At 38.0% G+C, this 22,101-nt stretch carries 20 protein-coding genes and 1 tRNA gene; 12 read left to right on the forward strand and 9 right to left on the reverse strand.

All coding sequences use genetic code 11. From position 1 onward, the window contains the following. Positions 1-82: 82 nt before the first annotated feature. From HZC31_08690 to HZC31_08700, 3 genes are all read right to left on the reverse strand, one after another. Positions 83-1,135, reverse strand: coding sequence for a hypothetical protein (locus tag HZC31_08690; protein MBI5003434.1), 1,053 nt, complete (start codon positions 1,133-1,135; stop codon positions 83-85). A 101-nt stretch (positions 1,136-1,236) separates the two neighbouring features. Further along, the gene (locus tag HZC31_08695; protein MBI5003435.1) at positions 1,237-2,205 is read right to left on the reverse strand and encodes a hypothetical protein; all 969 of its coding nucleotides are present in this window, start codon (positions 2,203-2,205) and stop codon (positions 1,237-1,239) included. Between the two features lies 1 nt (position 2,206). Further along, positions 2,207-3,733, reverse strand: a complete 1,527-nt coding sequence (locus HZC31_08700) for a hypothetical protein (GenBank protein MBI5003436.1) — start codon at positions 3,731-3,733, stop codon at positions 2,207-2,209. A 93-nt stretch (positions 3,734-3,826) separates the two neighbouring features. Here HZC31_08700 and HZC31_08705 point away from each other — a divergent pair, with 93 nt between their 5' ends. From HZC31_08705 to HZC31_08730, 6 genes are all read left to right on the forward strand, one after another. After that, positions 3,827-4,825, forward strand: a complete 999-nt coding sequence (locus HZC31_08705) for an Lrp/AsnC family transcriptional regulator (protein ID MBI5003437.1) — start codon at positions 3,827-3,829, stop codon at positions 4,823-4,825. Positions 4,826-4,958: 133 nt separating this feature from the next. Continuing rightward, positions 4,959-5,177, forward strand: a complete 219-nt coding sequence (locus HZC31_08710) for a hypothetical protein (protein MBI5003438.1) — start codon at positions 4,959-4,961, stop codon at positions 5,175-5,177. A gap of 71 nt (positions 5,178-5,248) precedes the next feature. Then, positions 5,249-5,602, forward strand: a complete 354-nt coding sequence (locus HZC31_08715; protein MBI5003439.1) for a hypothetical protein — start codon at positions 5,249-5,251, stop codon at positions 5,600-5,602. Between the two features lie 128 nt (positions 5,603-5,730). Next, a complete protein-coding gene (gene infB / locus HZC31_08720; GenBank protein ID MBI5003440.1) occupies positions 5,731-7,500 on the forward strand; it encodes a translation initiation factor IF-2 in 1,770 nt (589 codons plus the stop codon). After that, a complete protein-coding gene (locus HZC31_08725) occupies positions 7,501-7,959 on the forward strand; it encodes a hypothetical protein (protein MBI5003441.1) in 459 nt (152 codons plus the stop codon). A gap of 205 nt (positions 7,960-8,164) precedes the next feature. Next, positions 8,165-8,734: a hypothetical protein gene (locus HZC31_08730; protein ID MBI5003442.1), complete on the forward strand. Its 570-nt coding sequence runs from the start codon at positions 8,165-8,167 to the stop codon at positions 8,732-8,734. A gap of 28 nt (positions 8,735-8,762) precedes the next feature. On the opposite strand, the gene HZC31_08735 is transcribed toward HZC31_08730, so the two are convergent. After that, positions 8,763-8,836, reverse strand: a tRNA-Val gene (locus HZC31_08735). Positions 8,837-8,932: 96 nt separating this feature from the next. Between HZC31_08735 and HZC31_08740 the strand changes: the two genes are divergently transcribed. From HZC31_08740 to HZC31_08750, 3 genes are all read left to right on the forward strand, one after another. After that, on the forward strand, positions 8,933-10,096 hold the full coding sequence (locus HZC31_08740; protein MBI5003443.1) for a pyridoxal phosphate-dependent aminotransferase: 1,164 nt from the start codon (positions 8,933-8,935) through the stop codon (positions 10,094-10,096). Positions 10,097-10,155: 59 nt separating this feature from the next. Then, a complete protein-coding gene (gene ppcA / locus HZC31_08745; GenBank protein MBI5003444.1) occupies positions 10,156-11,625 on the forward strand; it encodes a phosphoenolpyruvate carboxylase in 1,470 nt (489 codons plus the stop codon). Positions 11,626-11,788: 163 nt separating this feature from the next. After that, positions 11,789-12,562, forward strand: a complete 774-nt coding sequence (locus HZC31_08750; protein MBI5003445.1) for a hypothetical protein — start codon at positions 11,789-11,791, stop codon at positions 12,560-12,562. A 1-nt stretch (position 12,563) separates the two neighbouring features. Here the strand turns inward: HZC31_08750 and HZC31_08755 are convergent, their stop codons facing one another. Then, positions 12,564-13,112: an NUDIX hydrolase gene (locus tag HZC31_08755; protein ID MBI5003446.1), complete on the reverse strand. Its 549-nt coding sequence runs from the start codon at positions 13,110-13,112 to the stop codon at positions 12,564-12,566. A 193-nt stretch (positions 13,113-13,305) separates the two neighbouring features. On the opposite strand from HZC31_08755, the gene HZC31_08760 reads away from it, so the two are divergent. Together HZC31_08760 and HZC31_08765 are read left to right on the forward strand one after the other, a co-directional pair. Then, a complete protein-coding gene (locus tag HZC31_08760; protein ID MBI5003447.1) occupies positions 13,306-13,977 on the forward strand; it encodes a translation initiation factor IF-6 in 672 nt (223 codons plus the stop codon). Next, complete coding sequence (locus HZC31_08765) at positions 13,977-14,912, forward strand: prepilin peptidase (GenBank protein MBI5003448.1); 936 nt, start codon at positions 13,977-13,979, stop codon at positions 14,910-14,912. The genes HZC31_08760 and HZC31_08765 overlap by 1 nt, the downstream gene beginning before the upstream one ends. 2 nt (positions 14,913-14,914) lie before the next feature. On the opposite strand, the gene HZC31_08770 is transcribed toward HZC31_08765, so the two are convergent. Next, positions 14,915-17,830: a hypothetical protein gene (locus tag HZC31_08770; GenBank protein ID MBI5003449.1), complete on the reverse strand. Its 2,916-nt coding sequence runs from the start codon at positions 17,828-17,830 to the stop codon at positions 14,915-14,917. Continuing rightward, positions 17,830-17,982 carry a hypothetical protein gene (locus tag HZC31_08775; GenBank protein MBI5003450.1) on the reverse strand — a complete coding sequence of 51 codons (153 nt, stop codon included), beginning with the start codon at positions 17,980-17,982 and terminating at the stop codon, positions 17,830-17,832. The genes HZC31_08770 and HZC31_08775 overlap by 1 nt, the downstream gene beginning before the upstream one ends. A gap of 184 nt (positions 17,983-18,166) precedes the next feature. Here HZC31_08775 and HZC31_08780 point away from each other — a divergent pair, with 184 nt between their 5' ends. Then, complete coding sequence (locus HZC31_08780) at positions 18,167-19,387, forward strand: ATP-binding protein (protein ID MBI5003451.1); 1,221 nt, start codon at positions 18,167-18,169, stop codon at positions 19,385-19,387. A gap of 121 nt (positions 19,388-19,508) precedes the next feature. On the opposite strand, the gene ftsY is transcribed toward HZC31_08780, so the two are convergent. Together ftsY and pfdA are read right to left on the reverse strand one after the other, a co-directional pair. After that, a complete protein-coding gene (gene ftsY / locus HZC31_08785; GenBank protein ID MBI5003452.1) occupies positions 19,509-20,867 on the reverse strand; it encodes a signal recognition particle-docking protein FtsY in 1,359 nt (452 codons plus the stop codon). 656 nt (positions 20,868-21,523) lie between these two features. Then, a complete protein-coding gene (gene pfdA / locus HZC31_08790) occupies positions 21,524-22,000 on the reverse strand; it encodes a prefoldin subunit alpha (GenBank protein ID MBI5003453.1) in 477 nt (158 codons plus the stop codon). Between the last annotated feature and the right edge of the window lie 101 nt (positions 22,001-22,101).

Below are 22,101 nucleotides of genomic sequence, written 5' to 3' on the forward strand. Positions count from 1 at the left end.
ATGAAGCCGTAAGTTCACATGTTTAATAATCCCCACGGAAAAGCCCATGCCTTCAGGCATGGGATAACCATTGGGATTATTTTTACTTTGTCTTTATTCTCTTTATTATTTCAAGAAGTTCTTTCTCAGTAATAGTAGATCGCATGCCGTTTAAAGAAAAATGCGTTCTTGAGACTTTATGGCCCGCGTCTTTTATTGCTTTCATTAATGGACTGTATTGGGGGATTTGGAGTTTGTTTTTTTTGCACAGCGCGTGGATTTCATGAAACCCTACTTGTTCTATTTTTGTTTCTTCTTTGATGATATCAAGGAATTTCTTTGTTTCTTCCTCTTCTGTTTTCATGTTTTTGATGAACTTTTCATCCCATAATTTTCCTGTCCAGAATGGTCCTGCTTCAGTATCTCCCACTCTTATTATCTTGTGTTGATCCATAATTTCATTTGCTTTTGTTTTTCCTTTTTCGCACTCGAAGAAGACTCTCATGTAATGATCTTTCGCATAACTGAAAAGCGGATACAACGCTCGGTCATACTGACTTGCTATTTCCTGACATTTTTTTATGAGAATTCGTAATCCAATCTCATGCATCATTGGGGAATGCGATGGTGTTGCCGCGTATTTTCGCTTGCACGCATCTGGAAACGCGCCGCAGAGCGCGCTTGTATCTGTCGCAGTGACTGCGAGAATGCCATCTCGCGCAATTCTTTTGCACGCGCTGTCGAGAAACGCAACTGGCGATCCAAACGGATCAAGATCAATATAATCAAATCCATGAGATTCAAGGAGAAACATGTTCGCGTCTTTTTGTTCGATTGTTATTCGTTTGTCTTTGTCGAGTTTGTTCTGCTTCAGATTTTCTTTTATTTGTTCTATTGCATCAGGACTGTGATCGTTGAGCCAAATGGATTCCACTTTTTCTTTTTTGCACTCTTTGAGGATCCTGATTGTTCTGATTCCTGACGCTGCGAAAGGATCTGCGATTTGTAGGTTATTTTTTTCCCAAGCGTTGAGCACTGCAATCGTGAGATCTCTATTTGCTTTCATTCTTGGATTGTAAAAGACTTCCATCTGTTTGGAAATCTTTGTTTCTTCTGGAATTTTGATTGTCGCGGATGCTTCAGTGATTGTTTGCATTTTGCAGAAAAAGGAGTATTTGTTTAAAAAAGTTCGGTTCAATAATGAAGAAGGGGTAAGAAGATGAGGAAATAACAAGGTAAAAAAAGAAAAAGAAAAACTTATTTTTGTAACAGATGCGCAATGTACAAGTGCGCCATTTTTCTTGTTGCGTCTTTAAATGTTCCACTCATTAATTGCGTTCTGTCCAAGGGTATGTCTAACGCAAGTCTGTCGCAGTAATGGACTCTTGAAGTTCCAAAATCTGTTTGTGTGAAGCCAATGACATTTTCTTCATGTGTTACTACAAGATATCTTGGTCTTAGACCACCTGTTTCTTTTGGCGCATACTTTCCTTCTACTATTGCGATTAAGCCGTCTGTCATTCTTTGTGTATTCTCATCAACAGAAGGAATGTGTTGTCTAAATGGTTCTAACTTATGGAATCTTGCCCAATTGTCTCCCCAACCACAGTTAGCCCATTCAGGATCTTTGTTGTAGACTTTTCTTATTATTTCTCTCGCTAATCTGTAGTCTCTTCTTGCTGCGGCAGGTATTTGTGACTCATCAAGCCCTGCAAATGTTGTGTTATGCCACCCTTCAGGAGGTTCCATCATATCTTGCGCCCACATTGCTTTATAGAAAAGAGATGCAAAATCAACAGGAACTATTCTTTGATCAAGTGTAATTACTCCACCACTCTCTTCAAATTCAGCAGCTTTTGCTGCGTTAATTCCTACTGGATACTGTTTTCCTGCAAACATTTTACTCATGTCCACAGCAGTTCTTCCTTCTCTTTCCAATGCCAGTACATATTCACCTGCAGTTTGATATGCTCGCATTTCTCTACTTGAAATAATTACAACGCATTCATCTTTCTTAACAGAGTTGGCAAATCTTTCTGCTGCTTTTCTTGCAAAAGTAATATCTTCTCCTTTCGGATGTTTTTGTCTTAAATCAGGGACTTGACTACGGTAATCAACATATCTGTTTGCGTCTCCGCCATCCTCAATAACAAGATAATTATTATAATCACAATATCCATGTCTTGTTATATCTACTCTTACTGTCTGTTCTGTCTGTTGTGTCATTTTAGTTACCCCCAACTTCGAGTTGTTCTTGTAATTTATTTTTCATTTCTTCATGTTCTTCTTTTGTTATCTTCTTGATCTTTCCCATTTCTTTATTCATAAGAATATATTCTCCTGTTTTGAAAATCCTTGTCGCGTCTTTTGTTCCGACGATGCACGGTTTTTTTCTTGGTGTTGTTACTTCTCTCGCGATGATCGCGGCATGAGAACAAATTCCGCCTTCATTTGTGATAATTCCTGCTGCTTTTTTTATCAGCGGAACCATGTTTGGAGAGGTCATTGTTGTGATGAGAATTTCTCCTTCTTCAAACTCATTCAATGCTTTCTGGAATTTTTCAATGTCTTCTATTAGAACTATACGAACTCTTCCGCTAATGACTCCACTATTCGCGACCATTCCTTTCACTTCTGACTGTTCTGAAAAATCTTGTGTCCCAACTAATTGTTTTATTTCTTTTTCTGCTTCCTCTCCTGACTTGAATGTTACTGTACCATTGTCAATTTTGTAGAGCATTGCCTGCTTTCTCTTCTTGATTTCTTCTTCTGATAGTTTTTTCCCTGTGAGAAGCGCACTTTCTATGTCCTCTTCTGTGTATGTCGCGAAAAAATCCTCAAGAGGCAGACCTATACGTTTTTGTATTTCTTGAAACAAATTCAGCGCGAGGAGTTCTGCGCCACTCCAACAATTCTTCAATTCGAGTCGGTCATGTCCTAACTTCATCAGAATAGTTGCGTATTCTTTCACTTCATCTGAAAGAGTAAGAAGAAGCTCTTGCTTCTTTTTTTCCATATTTTTCTTTTGTGCATATATCTTTTCTATCTCTTCTTTGCTTTCTTCTGTAGTCATTTGCTTCTTTCTTTGTTGCAAATAGAGGAGGATAGATTCCCATTTGTAGGTGTTAAAGAAAAAACAAGGATATTTTTTTGCATGCTCTTTTACTGCTTCTTCTGTTCCTTTGTCTGTTTCCTTTATTGTTGAGAAGTCAACTCTTTCCTGCTGGATTAAATCCAGTTCAGATGACGAAGTGATTATTTTATGCTCTTCTTCTATATCTTCTTTTCGCAGTTCTTTTCTTAAGAGCTCGCTTAGTTTTGTATTAACAAAATCCACTCCTTCTGGCTGACTTGCCATGTATAGCGCTTGTATTCTTTGGAGTTTTAGGTAATATTCATTGAAGTCCTCTAGAAGCTCTCTATTTGACCCTGTTCCTACATCCTTGTTCTCTATTCTTTTTATGAATTCTCCAAACTCTTGTCTTATACTTGCTGCTTCATTTAGAAATTTTTTTAAATATCCTTTTTCTTCAAACTTTTCCCCTTCTTCCTTCCACCTTGCAATGCTTTTCTTGGAAAAATATGTATGACTTTGTCCGTTTTTCCAAAAAACAAAATGCTCCTTTACTTGCGGTGCGAATATTTCCTTTGTATTTTCAAAAAAAGCTCTATGGGGACCTATTCCTACAAGCGCTGATGACTTCTCTTGCCAGCCAAAAACGTATTTATCCTTTTTATTCTCTTTATTCTCCATTATTGAGTGATTATTCTTCATATTCATTAATCTTCTGTTCTTTTATTTAAAGAAAACGATACATTATTATATTTTAAATGCATTTTATTTAAAATGGACCCGATTCTTGACCAAAAAGACAGAGAAATTCTTTCTCTTCTCTCGGAAAATAGCAGACTTCCTGTCTCTATTCTTTCGCGAAAGCTTCGCATAGGGAAAGATACGCTTTGGTATAGGTTGCAGCGTCTTATTGACAATAAAATTATCGAAGCGTTTGTCACAGAAATAGATGAAGGAGCTCTTGGCTACAAGAGACATCTCATTTATCTTGCTTTTCAGGATGTTGATCAAAAACAGGAAGAACAGATACTCTCTTTTATTGTTATTTTTCCTTTTGTTTCCTGGACAACAACATCTACAGGTAAATGGAGCGTTATTCTTGATTTCCTTGCTCAAGACATCAATGAGATTCAATCTTTTTTAGATCAGCTTCTCCATCGTTTTGGACCTTGTATTTCTGAGCATCTTATTTTTCCTTTACTTTCTTTTGAACATTATCCCTCAAAGATATATGGTTTTAAGAAAGATGCTCTTCGGAAAGATCTCTCTCCAAAATTATTGAAGAAGAAAAAGAACGTTGTTACAGTTTCTCTTGATACTCTTGACAAGCAGCTTCTCTCGCTGCTCTCTGCAAACGCTCGTTTGGATTATGTTTCTCTTTCAAAGCTTCTTAAAATCACTTCAAACGCAGTAAAAAATCGTCTCAAAAAACTTCAGGCAAATGGGGTTATCAAAAGTTTTACGCTTTATCCTAAAAAAAGCGCTCTTGGTTATGAGCAATATTATGTTCAACTCTTTTTTTCCCAAGCGACCAAACAAGAAGAATCCGCGTTTCTTCACTATCTCAAAGCGCATCCTCTTATCAATGCGGTTTATCGACCCCTTGCTCCCTGGACTATTGAACTTGCGGTTCTTGCGCAAAATTCTGGTGAACTTCGTCAAGTTATTCTTGATCTTCGCAATAAATTTGGAAAATTCATTAAAATTCATGATACGATGCTCTTTTATCAAGAACCAAAATTGAATTATCTTCCTGCTGGTGTTTTTCAGTAATATTTTCTTTTTTGTTTACTCTTTATCAAAACATTTAAATATTAATTCATTCTTCTTTGTTATTAATTCATACCTAAAGGTGATTAATCTGTCACAAAAACTCGAACAAGGACCAACATTACAAACAATAAAAATGGTGGAGAAAGCTTTACAAAACATGCCCGATAGCGTGATGACTATTTCGGAATTGAAGCGCGCACTGCCAAAACAAGTGAATCACAACACGTTGATAATGGTTCTTGAATATTTGGAAGAAAGCAATAAAATTGATGTTGGTTTGAAAGGTATTGTTTGGCTTTATAATCCTAGCCCTAAATTGTGGGCATCAATAGCGAAAGGAAGAGAGTTATGATTCCAAAAATATACATTTTGTAAATCATTTTTCTGCTAGTTTTATAAACAGATTTTTTCGTTTCTCTATTCATGAAAAAATTCATTCGCGTGGTGCTTGCTCCTGATATGCTCTTATTTTATGACTCCCTTTCTGAGAAAGCATTAACTAATAATACAGCAAGGATTCTTTTTCAGGGCATTTATCATAAAGTTGAGATATTAAGACAAAATAGCAATTATGGTGATACGCTTGCAAAGAAACTTATTCCTGTGGAATATAAAATTAAACACAACGCAACAAACCTCTTTCGCGTGGAACTTCCTCTTTTTTGGAGAATGATTTACACATTGACAAATGATGAATCATCAATTATTGTTTTCATCGTTGATATTCTTGACCATGACTCGTACAACAAGAAATTTGGATATCGCGGACGCAATTAATTATTCTAATTTGTCTTGCGTCCGCGGAATAGTAAACGCACTATTTTATTATTATAATTGGTGCATTTACTATATAAAGGACACTGATCTGACAAACATTTAAAAACATCTTCACATTTTTCTCTCCTATGATCCGCAAACCACTCATCACGATTCTCGGGCACGTTGACCACGGGAAAACGAAACTCCTTGACACTATCAGAAATACCACTGTCGTTGATCGTGAAGCAGGAGCAATCACTCAGGCAATCGGCGCAAGCGTTGTTCCACAGGAAACTATTCATCGAACGTGCGGCAAACTCCTTGAAAAAGTAGGAATGAAACTTATTATTCCAGGTCTTCTTTTTATTGATACACCAGGACACGAAGCGTTTACGCATCTTCGCAAACGTGGAGGGAACCTTGCAGACATCGCTGTTCTTGTGGTGGACATGCATGAAGGATTAATGCCACAGACTATTGAAGCAATTGAAATTCTCAAGAAATTCAAAACACCTTTTGTTATTGCGTTAAATAAATTGGATCTTTGCCGTGGATGGCAGGATAAACCAGGTTCGCTCCTCGAGCAAATCAGCGGCCAAAACCCAGAGACACAACAACAGATTGAAACAAAATTGTATCTGATTGTAGAAAAAGTGTTTGAGCATGGTTTTGAATCCGATCGCTTTGATCGTGTCAGCGATTACACCAAACAAATCGCAATTGTTCCCCTCAGCGCAAAAAAAGCAATTGGAATCGCAGAATTATTGATGGTTCTTACAGGGCTTGTGCAAAAATATCTCGCGAAAAAACTAGAAGTCGAAGTTAAAGGTCCCGCGAAAGGAACAATTCTTGAAGTCAAAGAAGATAAAGGACTTGGCATCACTGTTGACGCGATTATTTACGATGGAACGCTTGATGTTGGTGATACGATTGTCATTGGAACACTCGCTGAACCACTCGTCACAAAAGTCAAAGCGTTATTTGTTCCTGAGCCGCTTAAAGAAATGCGCGATGTGAAAGGAAAATTTCTTTCTGTTAAGAGCTTAACTGCGGCGACTGGCGTTAAAATTTCTGCACCTGGACTTGAAAAAGCAGTTGCGGGCATGCCGTTGTATGAAGCAACTGAGGAAACCCTTGATGCAGTCCGGGAAGAAATTCAAAAAGAAATTCATGAAGTTGTTGTGGAAACAGATAACGAGGGTGTTGTTGTGAAAGCAGACGCGCTTGGTTCTCTTGAAGCATTATTATTCTTGCTTCGTCAGAAAAAAATTAAAATTAAACGCGCGACTATTGGCGCAATTTCTAAAAAAGAAATCATGGACGCGCAGGCAAATTTTGATAAACATCCAGAGTATACAGCAATTCTTGGTTTTAACGTTCAAGTGGATAAAGACGCAGAGACCTCTCTTTCAGAAACTAACGTGACTATTTTCCGTCATTCCGTTATCTATCAACTCATTGATGATTTTGAAAAATGGTTTCTTGCAAAAAGTCAGCAGGCGGCATCTTCTGGACTTGAAGATCTTGCTCGACCATCGAAATTTCAGATTATGCCTAACCACATTTTTAGAAAAAATAATCCTGCTGTTGTTGGCGCAGATATTCTTGCGGGAACACTCAAATCAGGTGCACGCCTGATGAATAAAGAAGGCGAACAAGTGACGCATGTAAAATCCATGGAGCACGAAAAGAAAAACGTGACTGAAGCAAAGCAAGGTATGCAGTTAGCGATCTCTCTTCCAGATATTACTATTGGCAGGCAAGTACAGGAAGGCGACATTTTGTATACTTTCCATCCAGAAAGTGAATTTTTGGCACTGAAGAAATATTTGAAATTACTTACTCCTCAAGAAATCGCAGCAATGAAAGAGATTGCGGAAATTATGCGCCGTAAAAATCCAACATGGGGGATGTAGATGAACGGCAGTTTTTTGAACAGCAAAGAAGTAAAACGTATTCTTGAGCAGCTTGACGAGCAATGGGGATTTACAGGATCCTTGGATTATGCTTTTTTCATGAACAATCAGCGTCGTGTCGCGCTTGTGAATAGAGATTTTGCACTTGTTGCGGATGCTAAACTCCGTCTCAATAGTTTAGGTTTATATTTTTGTGAAGTCATGGAAAATGGCGAGATTCGTTTGAGCATTGAAGCAAGCCAGTTGATTGGTCCCCATGCTTCTAAAAATGTCATTGAGGTTGATTTTCTTTCTGCAAAACGATGGATGTTTGGAGAGGACTTGGAGATTCCTTTTGGTGATGTGACTGCGTTTGTTATTCTGAAATGTGGAAATTATTTCTTAGGTTGTGGTCGTTATAAACATGGGATTGTCAGCAATCACGTGAGCAAAAATAGAAGAATTGGGACGCTGCAGTAGGTATTTGGAAAAAGAAAAGCCCTCGATGGGAGTTGCACCCACGACCTTTACCTTACCAAGGTAACGCAATGGCTACTATGCTACGAGGGCATAACATTATGTGTACATGCTCTACTTTAATTTCTATCAAAACTCTGCTCGCATTTTAAATGTTTTGTAATTTTTGACCCAAAGGTTTAAATCTTCGTTTCACTGGAAGTATTGCATGACTAAACCTTTTTTGCAAAAATATGTTCATCCAAGCACGATTTATTACGCTGGTCTCTTTATCTTTTTCGTTCTTCTTATTGTCTACAGACTGTATGATGAACCCGATCTTTTCTTAGACGCAATTGTTTCTTTGCTTCTTTATGCTCTTTTCTATCATTATCATAAAATGTTCCATCAAGACAGCGTGAGCTGGTTTTTTGTGACCTTTACCATTATTCTTCATAATCTGCATCTTTATGGAACAAGTCCCTTTGGCATTCGCTTTGATCATTATATGCATTTTATCGCTGGCTTTACCATTGCGCTTGTTTTTGATAGGATTCTCTCTGAAAAACTGCCTTTTTTCAAACGCTTTATCATTGTTGTTCTCTGCGCATTAGGTGTCGGCGCAATAGGAGAAATTATTGAATGGTTGGGTTATGGGATTCTCGGTAGCGGAAAGGGGTTCTTTTACTTTGGTATTGGTGATGAAGGAGAATGGCGCAACGCAATTCTTGATACTATTTTCAATGGGTTAGGGGGTATTACTCTTGCTTCGTTGGTTGGATTATTGAGAAGAAAATAGTTTTTTGTACACGGGCAATAAGAAACAATGGGCCCGCCCGGATTTGAACCGGGGACCTTTTCCACGTCAAGGAAACGTTATACCGGGCTAAACCACGGGCCCACTTTCCTTTTGAAAGTAGGAAACGTTTTATATAGGTTTTGGTCAAATAAATGCAAATCTTTTTATTCCCTCTTTCTTTATTGTTTCTTGATCTTTATGACCATCCTTTCAAAACGCGCGGAAAATGTGCAGGAAAGCGCAACACTCGCGATTGGCGCAACCGCGAAAGCACTCAAAGCAGCAGGAAAAAATGTTGTTGATTTTTCTCTTGGAGAACCTGATTTTCCCACTCCTCGCGCAGTTAAAAAAGCAGCGCTTCGCGCGATGAAACATAACTTTACCTATTACACCGCATCTGGTGGTATTCCAGATCTTAAGAAAGCGGTGTGCGTAAAACTACAGCGTGATAATGGATTGACTTATACTCCTGACCAAATTCTTATTTCTCATGGCGCAAAGCATAGTCTAATGAACATTTTCTTTGCGCTTTTGAACAAAGGAGACGAAGTCATTATTCCTGTTCCTTACTGGACAAGCTATACTGAAATGGTGAAGCTTGCCGATGGCGTTCCAGTTTTCTGCGAAACAGATGCCGCGTTTCATCTGACCGCAGCAGCCTTGGAGAAAAAAATGACCAAAAAAACAAAATTGCTTATTTTAGGCTCTCCTTCAAATCCGACAGGCGCAATTATTCCAAAAGAAGAATTAGAAAAAATTGCAGCGCTTTGCGTTAAGAAAAACATTTTTGTTGTTTCTGATGAGGTGTATGAATTCTTTTTTTATGATGGCAATAAAAATCCAAGCATTGCTTCATTGGGGAAGGATATTTTTGAACGCACCTTTGTGGTGAATTCTGTGTCTAAAACATATTCTATGACTGGTTGGAGAATTGGCTATCTTGCGGGACCAAAAGAACTTGTGAAAAAGATGGATGCGCTTCAAAGCCAAATGACTTCTTGTCCAAATTCTATCGCGCAAAAAGCAGCTCTTACAGCGTTGATAGGGAATCAAGATTGTGTTCAAGAAATGCTGCGCGCGTTTACCGAGCGGCGAAATTACATCCACAAGCGTTTGAACGCAGTCAAAGGACTCTCGCTCTTGCCTCCAGAAGGAGCGTTTTACGCGTTTGTCAAATTTGATTTTCCCCTTTCTAGCCAGGATTTTTGCATGAAGTTGCTCAATGACGCGCTCGTCGCAACAGTTCCTGGCTCTGCTTTTGGCGCAGAAGGATATTTTAGAATTTCTTACGCAACGAGTTTGGATGTCATTAAAGAAGGGTGCGACAGGATTGAGAAGTTCTGCAATTCTGTAATTCATTAACTTTTTAAACTTATGATAGTTCTGTTTTTTCCATGACAAAACCATTTATCTCTCGCACGATGTGTACGCAACATCCTGATAATGTTTCTCAACCATTTTTTGCGCAGAATGCAATTCTTCACGGCGACGATGAAGTCAAAGAAGCATTTTATTCTTTTAGTCACATTGGAAGCGATGAACAGTTGTGGGATTGCGAGGGAAAAGAGGTGGACAATTATGTAGTCAAAAAATTATTGACCTCGTACGAACCATACTTTACCAAACACGTTCTTGGCAAGCATAAGCAGCTTACTGTTCGCATTCCTAATCCAGCTGTTGAAAAAAATGAAGCAAAAATACTTCTTGAAGTTCTTGAAAGCATTCCGCGAAATTATGATGTCGCGAAACTCTTTTATGGAGAAGACGCTGTCCACGCGCATCCTCCTATCAACGAAGTTTTTATTCCTATGGTCACGCAGGCAGAAGATGTGATTCGTGTTCGCGAATATTACAAACGCTTTGTTGTGGGCAAAAAAATGCTTCCTGTCACTTCTGGTGATGTGACTGTGAAAGAATGGATTGGTGATATTCTCCCTCAAGAAATTCGCGTTACTCCTCTTCTTGAAGATAAAGAAAGCATGCTCCACGCAGACGCGATTGTGCAAAAATATGTCCAGCACCAAAAAATTACTGATTTTCAGAGGGTTTGGCTTGCACGCAGTGATCCAGCATTAAATTATTCTTCTACCGCGACCGTGTTGATTGAGAAAATCGCGCTGCAACGACTGCATCATCTTCAGGAAAAATTATCCATGGAATTTTATCCTATTCTTGGTTCAGGAAGCGCACCATTTCGTGGGAACCTTCGTCCCAGCACTGTTCCAAACATTCTCAAAGCGTATCCGAGTGTTCAAACGTTTACTTTGCAATCTTCTTTCCGCTACGATTCTCCTATTGCAGAGGTACAATCTGCAGTAGAAACATTAAACAATTCGAAGCGCACGCAGCCACTTCCTGTTAACGAAGAACAGATTCTTCCTCTTATCGAAAAAATGGAACACGCGTATCAAAAACAGGTCGCGCTTCTTGCGCCATTCATCAACAAAATGTCCGCATATGTTCCTTCCCGACGTAAAAGAAAGCTGCATGTTGGTCTGTTTGGATACTCTCGAAGTCAGGGTGAGGGGAAGATTCATCTCCCTCGTGCGATTCCTTTTGTTTGTTCTCTTTATTCAGCAGGACTTCCTCCTGAAATTTTAGGACTTGACGCTATTTCTGAAAAAGATATTGAAAAAATTGAAGCAGTCTATCCTTCTTTTCAGAATGACGTCCAATCGTTTATGCCGTATTTGAACGAAGAAAATCTCCTGTATTTACCTCATGAACTTCATGCTGTTGTTGCTCGCGTGAAAGAGCTGTTTCCTTGTGATTCTAATCCTGCGCACAAAAAAATAACCACTTTGATTATGCATGATCTGGGTAAAGAAAATACTGTTCTTGTGAAAGAGAATATTGAACGTGCTGCGTTTGTTCGCGGATTTTTAGGATAATTGTTTTACTGCTAGTTTCTTCTCTTTCATCTTTTCTTCCTACTTCTCCTTCCTTATAAAAATTTCTTTTCTTTATAATTACTTCTCTTTCCTTATAATTCGTTTATTTCTTTACTACTTTGTGGTGCAAACATTCAAATATGTCCTCTTCATTCTTTGTTGTATGGTTACGGATTATATCGTTGAAAAAATAGCAGGAGCTCCTGTCTCCCTTGAGGCATTTCAGCCAAAACGCCGTGTCGCGTTTGTTGTCCAGGGTGCTGGCGCAACGCTTTCTCCTTCCTTTGACATGATGGTCGATTGTCTTGTTCAGCGAGGCTACAATGATATTGTTGCTGTTCGTGATGCGCCGCATGTTTTTTGCAGGGAAAGACGAAATCTTCATGAGAAGCATATTGTAGGTCTTCTTGGAGAACTTGCACGAGAGCTTTCTTCCGATGATGTTCTTTTTACCGCGATTTTGGGCGCCTCATACACAAAAACAGGTGTTGTATATCTTCCTATTCCTCGCTCTTCTTCAGCAATCTCTGCTGTTGAAATTCGCGATCTTTTATCTTCTATTCCTGTTCATCACGCTGTGCATTATGTCAGTCCTGATGTCCATGCGGGAGCATTTGCGAAATATTTAAGTCAGGCGGAACATGTAGATCTTGGGAATAGGCATATTGCAATTGCGCCAACTCTTCCGGATGTTTCAGCTTCTTCTTATGCTCATCCAGTGCCAAATGGTCAACATCAATCAGTGGATGTTGTTACTCCATTTCACGCAGGTTTTTTTGATCTTACTGATAAACCTTCTTTAGAAGCGCGCTTTCAGGATGCTGCAACATATCAACGTCGCTATAGAACAGAAACTCAGGCATATATGTGTCACGGTGCAGTGCATCCTCAAGAAATTGCTTTTCGACCTACGCCTGTAGTTAAGAGACAGTATTAAACTATTCTTTCCTTTTCCACAACTCTTTTGCCATAAGAAATCCAAGCGGGGTGACAAGATCTGTGTCTTGTTTTTTTAACGCTTCTTCTGCTTCTTCTTTTGTGTATTCAAACACTTCTAATGTTTCAAGCTCATCAAGTTTTTGTTCTCTTGTTTTTTCACAGTCTTCTGCAAGAAAAAAATGATAATAATGCGTTAGTCGTCCAGGAGATCCTGTAAACGCGCCAAGCGTTGTCCACTTTTTTGAGGTGTATCCTGTTTCTTCCGCAAGCTCTCGCTTTGCTGCTGTAAATGGGTCTTCATTTTTATCTATATAACCGCAAGGAAGTTGTAGTATTTCTTTTTGTACTCCATGTTTGTATTCTTTCACAAGCACTATTTTTTCTTGTTTTGTGATCGCTACCGCGCAGCTCACATCTTCAATTTCCATGACATAATAGGGATCAACAGTTTTTCCTTTTGGCGTGACGCAACTATCTTTTCTGAGCTTTATCCAGTCATTTTTTTCGAGATATTGCTGTTTTAGGATTTTCCACTTTTTGTTTTCCATTATCTCTCTGAATATTGCTTCTTTTATAACGTTTTTTGTCAAAATAAAAAATCCCCATCTAAAATATTCTCCATATGAATGGATTGGGATTTTTAGTGTTACGAATTTACCATTGATCACTATTATACCCAATCCTTTCAGAAAGGTGGTAAATTCGAAACAATTTATAAAGCATCATCAGTATCTTTGTTCCATGAAACTTTACAAAACATCCTTAAGCGGTAATTCAAACATCGGTCTTTACGGTTTTTGCAATGACCAGTACTGCCTTCTTGCACCAGATTTCACTCCCGAGCAAGTTGCGACCATTCACGAAGTATTGAAAGTTCCTGTGTATCAAATTAAAATCGCGCACACTTCTCTTATTGGCGCTCTTGTGACGGGAAACAGTCGTGTTCTTCTTGTTCCAAACATTACTGATGATCCAGAACTTATGGTTTTGAAACAATTAAAAATACCATACAAAGTTATTCCAAGTAAAATTACTGCGCTTGGTAATGCAATTCTTTGCAATGATTCAGGCGCTCTTGTGCATCGCGAATATAGCGCAGATGTCAAAAAAATTATTCGACAAGCTCTTAATGTTCGACTTCATCCTGGAGAAATCGCAACTACAGAAGTTCCGGGTTCTTGCGTTGTGTATAACAGCAGAGCCGCAATTATTCACGCGTTCGCGACTGTTGATCAGATTAAGGAAGTGGAAGATCTTCTTGGTGTTCCTTGCACAAAAGCAACAGTTAATTTTGGAAGTCCACTGATTCGTAGCGGTTTGCTCGCGAATTCTCATGGCATGGTCATTGGTGACTCTTCCACAGGTATTGAGATTGAAAACATTTATGAAGCCTTAGGATTCTTACAGGGGTAATGGTAGGAAACATTCTTTTTTCCGTGCTGAGTTATGTTCTTTGTTTTCTTGGTCTTCTTGTTGGCTCTCTTACTGATCTTAAAACTCGTGAAGTTCCTGATCTTGTGAATTTTGGATTGTTGATTACTGGTTTTTGTTTGTCTCTTCTTACTTCACTTGTTTTTTGGAATAGTTCATATTTTATTTCTTCTGTTTTAGGTTTTGCTCTTTGTTTTCTTCTTGCTTGCATTATGTTTTACACTGGCCAATGGGGTGGCGGTGACGCGAAAATGCTCATGGCAATGGGAAGTCTGATCGGTTTGCCGTTGTCTTCTGTTCTTTCTTTCTCCTCTCTTATTTCTTCTGACTCTTTTTTTTCTTCAATAACTCTTTCTTCTTTTATTTCATTTCCTTTTCTTGTTTTGTTTTTACTGCTTGTCTTTTTTGTTGGAGGAATTTATGGCACAGCATGGTTGTTTGTCTTACTCCTGAAACATTATCGAGAATTCATGCTTCGTTGTGTTGTTTATCTGACTGACAGAAAGCAGCGATTTTGGATTGTTCTTTTTCATAGCCTTTCTCTTCTGCTCTTTGTCTTCTCTTTTTTTGTTGCTGATCTTTTCTTACGTCTTCTTTCGCTTCTTCTTGCTTTCATGATTCTTGTGTTGTTTTATGGTTTTATCGCGATCAAAGTATTGGAACAGATTGCTTTTGTCAAAGAGATTCCTGTTTCTTCGCTCACTGAAGGAGATTGGGTTTCGGAGGATATTATTGTCGCGGGAAAAGTAATTGTTCGAAAAAAAGATCTTGGGGTGAGTAGAGAACAGCTTCAAGAGTTACACGCGCTTGCGAAGAAAGGAAAAATTACGCATGTTCTTGTGAAGTATGGTATTCCGTTTGTGCCAAGCTTTTTATTGGCGTTCTTGGTTTGTGTTGTTTTGGTTTATCTTCTGTAAACTTAATGAACAAGGAAATAAAGGAAACGAAGAAGTGGGTTCTTTGGACCAGCAATTTGTTCTTGCAATGCAGCGAACTCTGCTTCTTGTCTACTAGCAGCGACTAATGAAGCCGCTCGTTGGTATTCTTCTATTTCTGTTCCAAGCGCATGGTTTCTTTCTTCCAACTCTATAAGTCTTGTTTTATCTTCTGTTGCCTGTTGAAGTCTCATCTGCAGAGAGACATTTTGACCTTCTAATTCTCTCACACGAGCAGCATGTATAGATTCTTCTCTTCTTCCTTCATAGGTTGTTGCCACTCGTGGTGTTCCTGTCATTTCTGCAACGACATATCTATCTAAGCCAAACTCAAAAAATTGTCTGAATTCGTCAGTAGGATCTCCTGCTCTTGTTTCCTGATGCCCTTTTTCGTGTTTGTACACGTGAACGAAACTACCTAAATCTAGTAATGTTCTCCTGCTTAAATAAACATTTCCTGAGGCAATTTCACAAAAACCAAGGAAAGGAATTTCAACACCATCTCTTCTTCGTAGTTTTGAATAAATTTGTGGCGCACCTGTATCTCTAAGTCCAAGAACAGCGTTCACTGCTTTATATTTCTCAAGCATCTCTCTTTCTGCTATTGTGAGGTTGTTGTAATCAACAAGTTCAGGTATAAACCCTTCACTAATTACTTCTCTTTCCGTAAGAACGCCCGCTGCTTGAAGTGTTTTTCTGAATGATTCAGAAACTTCTATCGGAGTATATCCCTGATGTACTGCTTCTAAAGCAAGCAACGGATTAGTGAGTAGAACTGCTTTTTCTCCATACACTTTGTGAAATGCTTTTTTGTAGAGAGGAGCAACGTGTTTATTATCGCTTGTAAATTCAATAGTCTGGAACTCAAAAACGTCATTGTGGTTTCCTTTTGCAGCTTTTACTATTTCTTCAATGGTTTCAACATCACTGCATGTTCTTATAATTTCTTTCACGGCTGTACGAACAACTGTTGGATTCGCAAGATCTCTATCTGGATTAATTTCTCTTGTTTGCAAGTTATAGCTAAAAAGAAGGTTTTCTTCAAAAAGATCAGTCATAAAAAAGTCTCTGACAAAAACAGTTCCTTTCTGGATAGTGTTCATAATACCATACTTTCTTCCATCAAATACTGCACCAGCTCCCACTGTATATTTTGGTTTGTAGTCTGGATTAAATGATAAAACATATTTTTGAATATAGTCAAGAACAAAGAGCATGTCTTGTGTAGGATTGTAAATAGTAGTAGTAGATCCATTCTGTCGCTCTAATCCTTCAACAACGCGATAATTCAATCTTTTGGTATGATGCCCATCAACAGCAATATCTGTTGCAAAAGGCATTGCAGCCCAATCTCTGCTTCGTAATTTGAGATCCATTTTAGGGTGTTCTCCTTTTGCTCGCAAAACAGCAGCAGAATACATTTTCAAACCTTCACCAAATTGACCAACAGCACCTCCTGTTTTCGTGCTGTAAAGCAATTCTAAGAACTCAGGAGCGTACCCTTTTCCATCATCACAAAATCGAAGAGCCAAGACTGGTTTGTTCCCTCTGGCTGCTTGATTAACCCACTCAGGAGGATATCCATTATATTGACTTGGAATAAGATATTGAATATCTACCCGTGTCCCTCCACTATCTGCTGGCATGTGATTTGCAAGTCCATCTAAAATAATGCGAAGCGTGTTCCACTTTCCAGCTCTATATGCGAGTGTCAGCGATGTTTCTGCTGCTCGTTTACGAAGATTTTCTGGAGCGTATTTTTCTCCAGAAAGAAGTTCCGCATATTCATCTGCTTGAACTGTGTCCGCTCTTTTGACGCCACATTTTTCAAGAACATCTCCGAGGTCTGAGTTAATAGCGACTATTTTATGTCCCATTACTCGCGCAAAATTATCTACTTCATGCGCTTTTCCATTCGCTTTAGAAGGAAGAACAGCATTTGTTCCAAAAAGAGTGTAAAATGTATCTCTCCAGAGGTCAGGAGCTGTTACTTTTGAACCTAGCATAGCGTTACCAGTAGAACCTTGATATTCATACCAAAGCGCACGGTGCTCTATGTGAGATTTACCATCTTGTCCAGACTCAATAATTTTTCTCACTATTCGAGGATCTGTTACTTGAGATATAACCTCTCTAACATGATTGTTAAGTTGATACTCACTAACAATATTTCTATCTCTATTTGTTTCTGCAGCAATATTATAGCCAAAGAGAAGTTTACCTTTAAATTGGTCAGTAACATATACTCCTTTCACATATAATTTTCCTGTTTCATCAAGGATTTCTCCTTGTTCTGTTCTAAAAAGTGTAGAATATGGTCCTGTAAGTCCTAATACTTTTCCATGAAGTTCAAGAACATATCGTACTAAAGCATCAAATCGAGAAGATTTTCCCTGACTTTTTCTAAAGATTGTTGCAGAGCCTTGGTTTCTTTCATCATGACGAAATAAATTGTACTGAAGTTGTTGAACACGTTGTTCATCAGCAGTAAATTCACGAATAGCAGGAACCGCACTCCAGTCTCGAGATCGAAGTTCAAGATCTATTCCTTCTCGCACACATGCTGCGGAAAGCATCTTTACTCCTTCTCCAAACTGACCAACGGATTTTTTATCACCTGCTTTTGAACTATGAAACACTCCAAGAAGGTCGCAAGAGTATCCTTTCCCGTCATCTGCAAAGCGAATTGCTTCAATTTGTGATGGAGAAATTGCTGTGCGTCTTGAATAAGGAATGAAAACTCCATTAACGAGGAAGTCAATATCAACACGAGAACCGCCACTATCTGTAGGAAGATGGTTTTGAATACCATCAAGGGCAATTCTTTCTGTACTCCATTGCTCTGCTTGATATTGGAGCGTGACAGAAGTTTCAATCACTCTTTCGAGTCTTGATACCATTACTTCTCACCAGCACTAAAATCTTCAAGAACTTTTATTTTAATTTCAACTGTCGTCTTTGGTTTCAGTTTTTCCTGCAAGAATTTAGGAATAATAATAACTGCTTGGTTTCCTTGTTTGGATATTTGTTTTGTCAATGTAATTTCTGTCATCGTATGCCTCTGTTATGTTGTATGCATGTATTTTATATGTAAAAAATGGGGCTTATTTATATATTTTACTCTTAGTTAGTGATTAAAATGCTGTTTAAGCTGATTCCTGCTGCTTTATTTCTCCTTTATATAGGCTCCTAACCCATTCGAAACCTTTATAAATAAACTCTTCTTCACTATTTTTATGGATAGTAACGTACTTTTGTCTGTTTTGAAACAGTGGTCACCATGGGACAAACAAATAGAGATTGGAGTAAAAAGAGATCGCTATCTTGAGCTTCTTCTCCCGTATCTTGAAAGAAAGGAGGTGCTTGTCCTTAAAGGGGTACGCCGATCTGGAAAATCAACATTGATTAAGCAGATTATGCAGTCTCTTATTTTATCTGGTGTTCATCCAAAGCAACTTCTTTATCTGAATTTAGAAGATTATGCTTTGAGTGGACATCTCCATCTTGAACTTTTTGAACAGGTTTTAGACACATATAACAACTATACAAAAAATAAAAAGAAAATTTATTTTTTTATTGATGAAATTCAAAATATTCCTCAATGGGAGCGTTGGATTCGAACAAAATATGATCTTGACCTTACCATTAAATTTATCATTACCGGCTCTTCCGCATCCTTGCTTTCAAAAGAGTTATCTACTTTATTGACGGGAAGAAATCTTTCTTTTACAATCATGCCTTTATCTTACGCGGAGTTTTGCATCTTCAAAAAATCAGAAAATCTTGAAGAGTACATGACGTACGGAGGTTTTCCTGAAGTTGTTTTGGAGCAGGATGTTGTTAAAAAGAAAAAAATACTTGAGCAGTATTTTAATGACATTATCAATAAGGATATTATCAGTCGTTACAATATTCAAAATACAACACAAATTATTGCGCTTGCTCGTTATCTTTGTAGTACCCCTGGAGCAAAAGTGAGCTTCAACAAGCTTTCTAAGGTATTTGGCATAACTGACGATACCATTCGAACGTATCTCAGTTATATGGCAGACGCATACCTTTTATTTCGTGTTTCATATTTCTCTTATTCCGCAAAAATAAAATATGACGTCTCAAAACTTCCAAAATATTATATTTGTGATAATGGGCTTATTCACGTCGCAAGAGAGCATTATTCAAATAATTTAGGAATGCTTTATGAAAATACTGTCTTTCTTAAACTTCTTGAAAAATCTAATGAAATATTTTATTGGGGTGAGCTTCACTCAGAAGTAGATTTTATTCTTGAAAAGAGCGCAATCAATGTGACCGCGACAGACGCCATTCCATCTCGTGAAAAGCAAGGGTTAGATGATTTTTCAATAAAACATAATGGTTTTTCACTTCTTATTATTGCTCCTTCAAAAAAGAAAGACAACATTATTTCAATCTCTGAATTTTTGAAATTCTCTGTTTAATGTATTTATACAACCGAATACCACTAAAGTATTCTCTGGTGGAGTGGTATGAGCGTTGTGCTCAAGAACCACTGGGTCTTTAGTTCATGCCACCGGTCAAAGACCGGTGATTCTTGACAGTTCACCCCAATCCCAACTGTTCCATAACCTTTTCTTTGTCAAATTCCTCGAGATTCTTGTACTCTTGTCCTGTTCCTAAATACAGAATTGGTTTCTTGGTGACATAGCCAATGGACAACGCCGCGCCGCCTTTTTCATCGACATCCGCTTTCGCGAGAATAATCCCATCAATGCCTACTGCCTCATTGAACTTTCGCGCTTGATCAACACAATCATTTCCTGTAATCGCTTCACCAATGAAAATTTTGAAATCAGGCTTTGTGACACGGATGATCTTTTTCATCTCATCCATGAGATTGACATTGCTATGCAGTCGTCCTGCGGTGTCTATAAGGACACAATCAATGTTATGCGCTTGCGCGTATTTGATCGCGTCAAATCCTACTGCTGCTGGATCTGAACCATAGTCGTGCTTAATGAGCTTGACATTGAGCCTTGTCGTGTGCTCTTCTAATTGTTGGATTGCCGCTGCTCTGAAGGTGTCTCCTGCGGCAACAACACACGATAGATTATTGTCCTTGAGTTTCTGAATCATCTTTGCGATGGTTGTTGTTTTCCCTGATCCATTAATTCCGACAAAGACCACGATGTAGGGTTTCTTTTCTTTTATTTTTTCGATTAAATCCACTTGTTCAACGTCAAATGTCTGTTCTACAGACTCTTTCAATGTTTTGAGAATGATTTCATTGATTTGTCCGCGAAGTATTTTCTTCTCGACAAGTTCTTTCTTGAGATTTTTTTTAATAAGGTCAATTACTTCTACAGCGACATTGTTTTCCAGCAACGCGACTTCAAGATCCCAGAAAAGTTCTTCGAATTTTTCTTCAGAAATAGATGTCTTGAAAATCGTGTCTTTGAGCAGTCCAAAAAATCCTGTTGTTTCTTCTTCAGGCTCTTCTTTTCCTTGTTCCTTTTTCTGCTCTTCCTTTTTTGCTTTCTGCTCTTTCTTTTGCTGTGCAGCTTCTTTTTTCAGCTGTTCTGCTTCTTTTTTACTTTCTTCTTTATGGTCTTTCTTATGTCCAACTGCTGTTGGTTTTTCCTGTAGTTCAAAGATTGTCTCTCCATCTTCTGTCTGTGTCACAACAGGAATTTTTTCTTCCTTCTCTTCTTCCTCTCTTATTTCAGGTTTTGTTTCTACTTCTTTGAACGCTTCTTCAAACTCTTTGACTTCTGCTTCATTGACTTCAAACGCTTCTTTCTTTTGTTCTTCTTCCTTATGCGTAAACTTATCTTTTAATCGCGCAAAAAATCCTTTTTCTTCTTTCTTTTCTTCCTTCTGTTTTTGTTCTTCCTGCTCTTTCTTCTTCTTTTCGAGAAGCTCGTCAATCTCTTTTTCTCCTTCTTCTTCTCTCTTGTGCATGTCAACTGCATGAATTTTTGCTTCTTCTTTTCTTTCTCTCTTCTCTTGCTCTATTTCTTCAACTTCTTTTTTTGGCTCTTCGATGATTTGTTTCTTTTCTTCCGCGATAACTTCAATGCCGTAGGTTTCATCAACATATCTTTCTTCTTTCTTTTCCTTGTGTCTTTGCTCTTTCTTTGCTTCTTCTTTTTTTGGAACATGTTTCTTTTCAGCTTCCTTTTTTGCGTGCTCTTTTTGCTTTTCTTTGTGCTCTTTAGGGTGCTTTTTTTCTTCAATTTCTTTTTTCTTCTCTTCTCTCTTCTCTTGTTTTGTCTCTTCTGTTGTTTCCTTCTCTTTCTCACTTTCTTCTTCAGCTTCTTCTTTACTTTCTTCTTGCAGTTTTTCTTCAGAAATCTCCTCTTTCTCTTCTCCTGTAATTTTATCTTTTAATCGCGCAAAGAATCCTTTCTGCTTTTGCTCTTCTTTCTTTTTTTCTTCTTTTTTCTTCTCTTCTTTTATTTCTTCAACTATTGCTTTCTTTTCTTCTTCTGTTGGTTCCACTGTTTCTGTTGCTTTATCTACTTCTTTTGTTAACTTTTCAACAGTCTTCTTTAGTGTGTCTTTGAGAAAGCCAAACATGTTTTACCTCATTTTTTCCTTTTTATGCTTTTAGAGTCTTACTCTTCCTGATCTTTGGTCATCGCGTACAATTCCGCTTCAAGCTGCTGCTGATGCAGGATAAGCATTGTATGATTATTTGCCATTGTTTCTTTATACTTCTGGATTTCTTTTTCTTGTTTTTCCACAAGTGTAATCGCGTCTTTTATTGATTTTGGAACAACAACATTGTCGCCGACATTGACGAGGAGTTCATTGTTTTGTTTGATCTCTGCTTTAATGAAAATTCCCGCGCTAATCGGAACAAAAAGTTCACTGCCTATTTTTGTTTTTTCCATGCTTTCAATTGCTTCTTTTATTCCATTAAGATCTTCAATTTGTTTTTGCAATGTTTGATTTTGTTCTTCTACTTGCTTCATTTGCTGCTCAAGCACTTGATATTCCATATATTTTTCTTGAAGCGCGCTTTGGAGTTCTTCTTGCGTTATTTTCTTTTTGATTTCTTTGTTTTCACTTTTTGTTTCGTTTTTTTTCATGATTTCACCGTTATCTTCACTTCTTGTTTTATTCTTTTATATTTTCTTTTTTGACCTTGATTGTTTTTTTAATTCCATAATACCCCATTGCACTTTTGTGC

This window comes from Candidatus Woesearchaeota archaeon, assembly GCA_016214075.1.
Taxonomy (GTDB): domain Archaea; phylum Nanobdellota; class Nanobdellia; order Woesearchaeales; family DSVV01; genus JACRPI01.

Excerpts from the sequence above, each read along its gene's own strand:
- HZC31_08700 (MBI5003436.1), bottom strand. The coding sequence starts at position 3,733 with ATGGAGAATAAAGAGAATAAAAAGGATAAATACGTTTTTGGCTGGCAA.
- HZC31_08775 (MBI5003450.1), bottom strand. The coding sequence starts at position 17,982 with ATGACAGAAATTACATTGACAAAACAAATATCCAAACAAGGAAACCAA.
- HZC31_08710 (MBI5003438.1), top strand. The coding sequence starts at position 4,959 with ATGGTGGAGAAAGCTTTACAAAACATGCCCGATAGCGTGATGACTATT.
- HZC31_08755 (MBI5003446.1), bottom strand. The coding sequence starts at position 13,112 with ATGGAAAACAAAAAGTGGAAAATCCTAAAACAGCAATATCTCGAAAAA.
- ftsY (MBI5003452.1), bottom strand. The coding sequence starts at position 20,867 with ATGCACAAGAGAGAAGAAGAAGGAGAAAAAGAGATTGACGAGCTTCTC.
- HZC31_08740 (MBI5003443.1), top strand. The coding sequence starts at position 8,933 with ATGACCATCCTTTCAAAACGCGCGGAAAATGTGCAGGAAAGCGCAACA.
- HZC31_08730 (MBI5003442.1), top strand. The coding sequence starts at position 8,165 with ATGACTAAACCTTTTTTGCAAAAATATGTTCATCCAAGCACGATTTAT.
- HZC31_08725 (MBI5003441.1), top strand. The coding sequence starts at position 7,501 with ATGAACGGCAGTTTTTTGAACAGCAAAGAAGTAAAACGTATTCTTGAG.
- HZC31_08715 (MBI5003439.1), top strand. The coding sequence starts at position 5,249 with ATGAAAAAATTCATTCGCGTGGTGCTTGCTCCTGATATGCTCTTATTT.
- ppcA (MBI5003444.1), top strand. The coding sequence starts at position 10,156 with ATGTGTACGCAACATCCTGATAATGTTTCTCAACCATTTTTTGCGCAG.
- infB (MBI5003440.1), top strand. The coding sequence starts at position 5,731 with ATGATCCGCAAACCACTCATCACGATTCTCGGGCACGTTGACCACGGG.
- HZC31_08690 (MBI5003434.1), bottom strand. The coding sequence starts at position 1,135 with ATGCAAACAATCACTGAAGCATCCGCGACAATCAAAATTCCAGAAGAA.
- HZC31_08705 (MBI5003437.1), top strand. The coding sequence starts at position 3,827 with ATGGACCCGATTCTTGACCAAAAAGACAGAGAAATTCTTTCTCTTCTC.
- HZC31_08770 (MBI5003449.1), bottom strand. The coding sequence starts at position 17,830 with ATGGTATCAAGACTCGAAAGAGTGATTGAAACTTCTGTCACGCTCCAA.
- pfdA (MBI5003453.1), bottom strand. The coding sequence starts at position 22,000 with ATGAAAAAAAACGAAACAAAAAGTGAAAACAAAGAAATCAAAAAGAAA.
- HZC31_08695 (MBI5003435.1), bottom strand. The coding sequence starts at position 2,205 with ATGACACAACAGACAGAACAGACAGTAAGAGTAGATATAACAAGACAT.
- HZC31_08765 (MBI5003448.1), top strand. The coding sequence starts at position 13,977 with ATGGTAGGAAACATTCTTTTTTCCGTGCTGAGTTATGTTCTTTGTTTT.
- HZC31_08780 (MBI5003451.1), top strand. The coding sequence starts at position 18,167 with ATGGATAGTAACGTACTTTTGTCTGTTTTGAAACAGTGGTCACCATGG.
- HZC31_08760 (MBI5003447.1), top strand. The coding sequence starts at position 13,306 with ATGAAACTTTACAAAACATCCTTAAGCGGTAATTCAAACATCGGTCTT.
- HZC31_08750 (MBI5003445.1), top strand. The coding sequence starts at position 11,789 with ATGGTTACGGATTATATCGTTGAAAAAATAGCAGGAGCTCCTGTCTCC.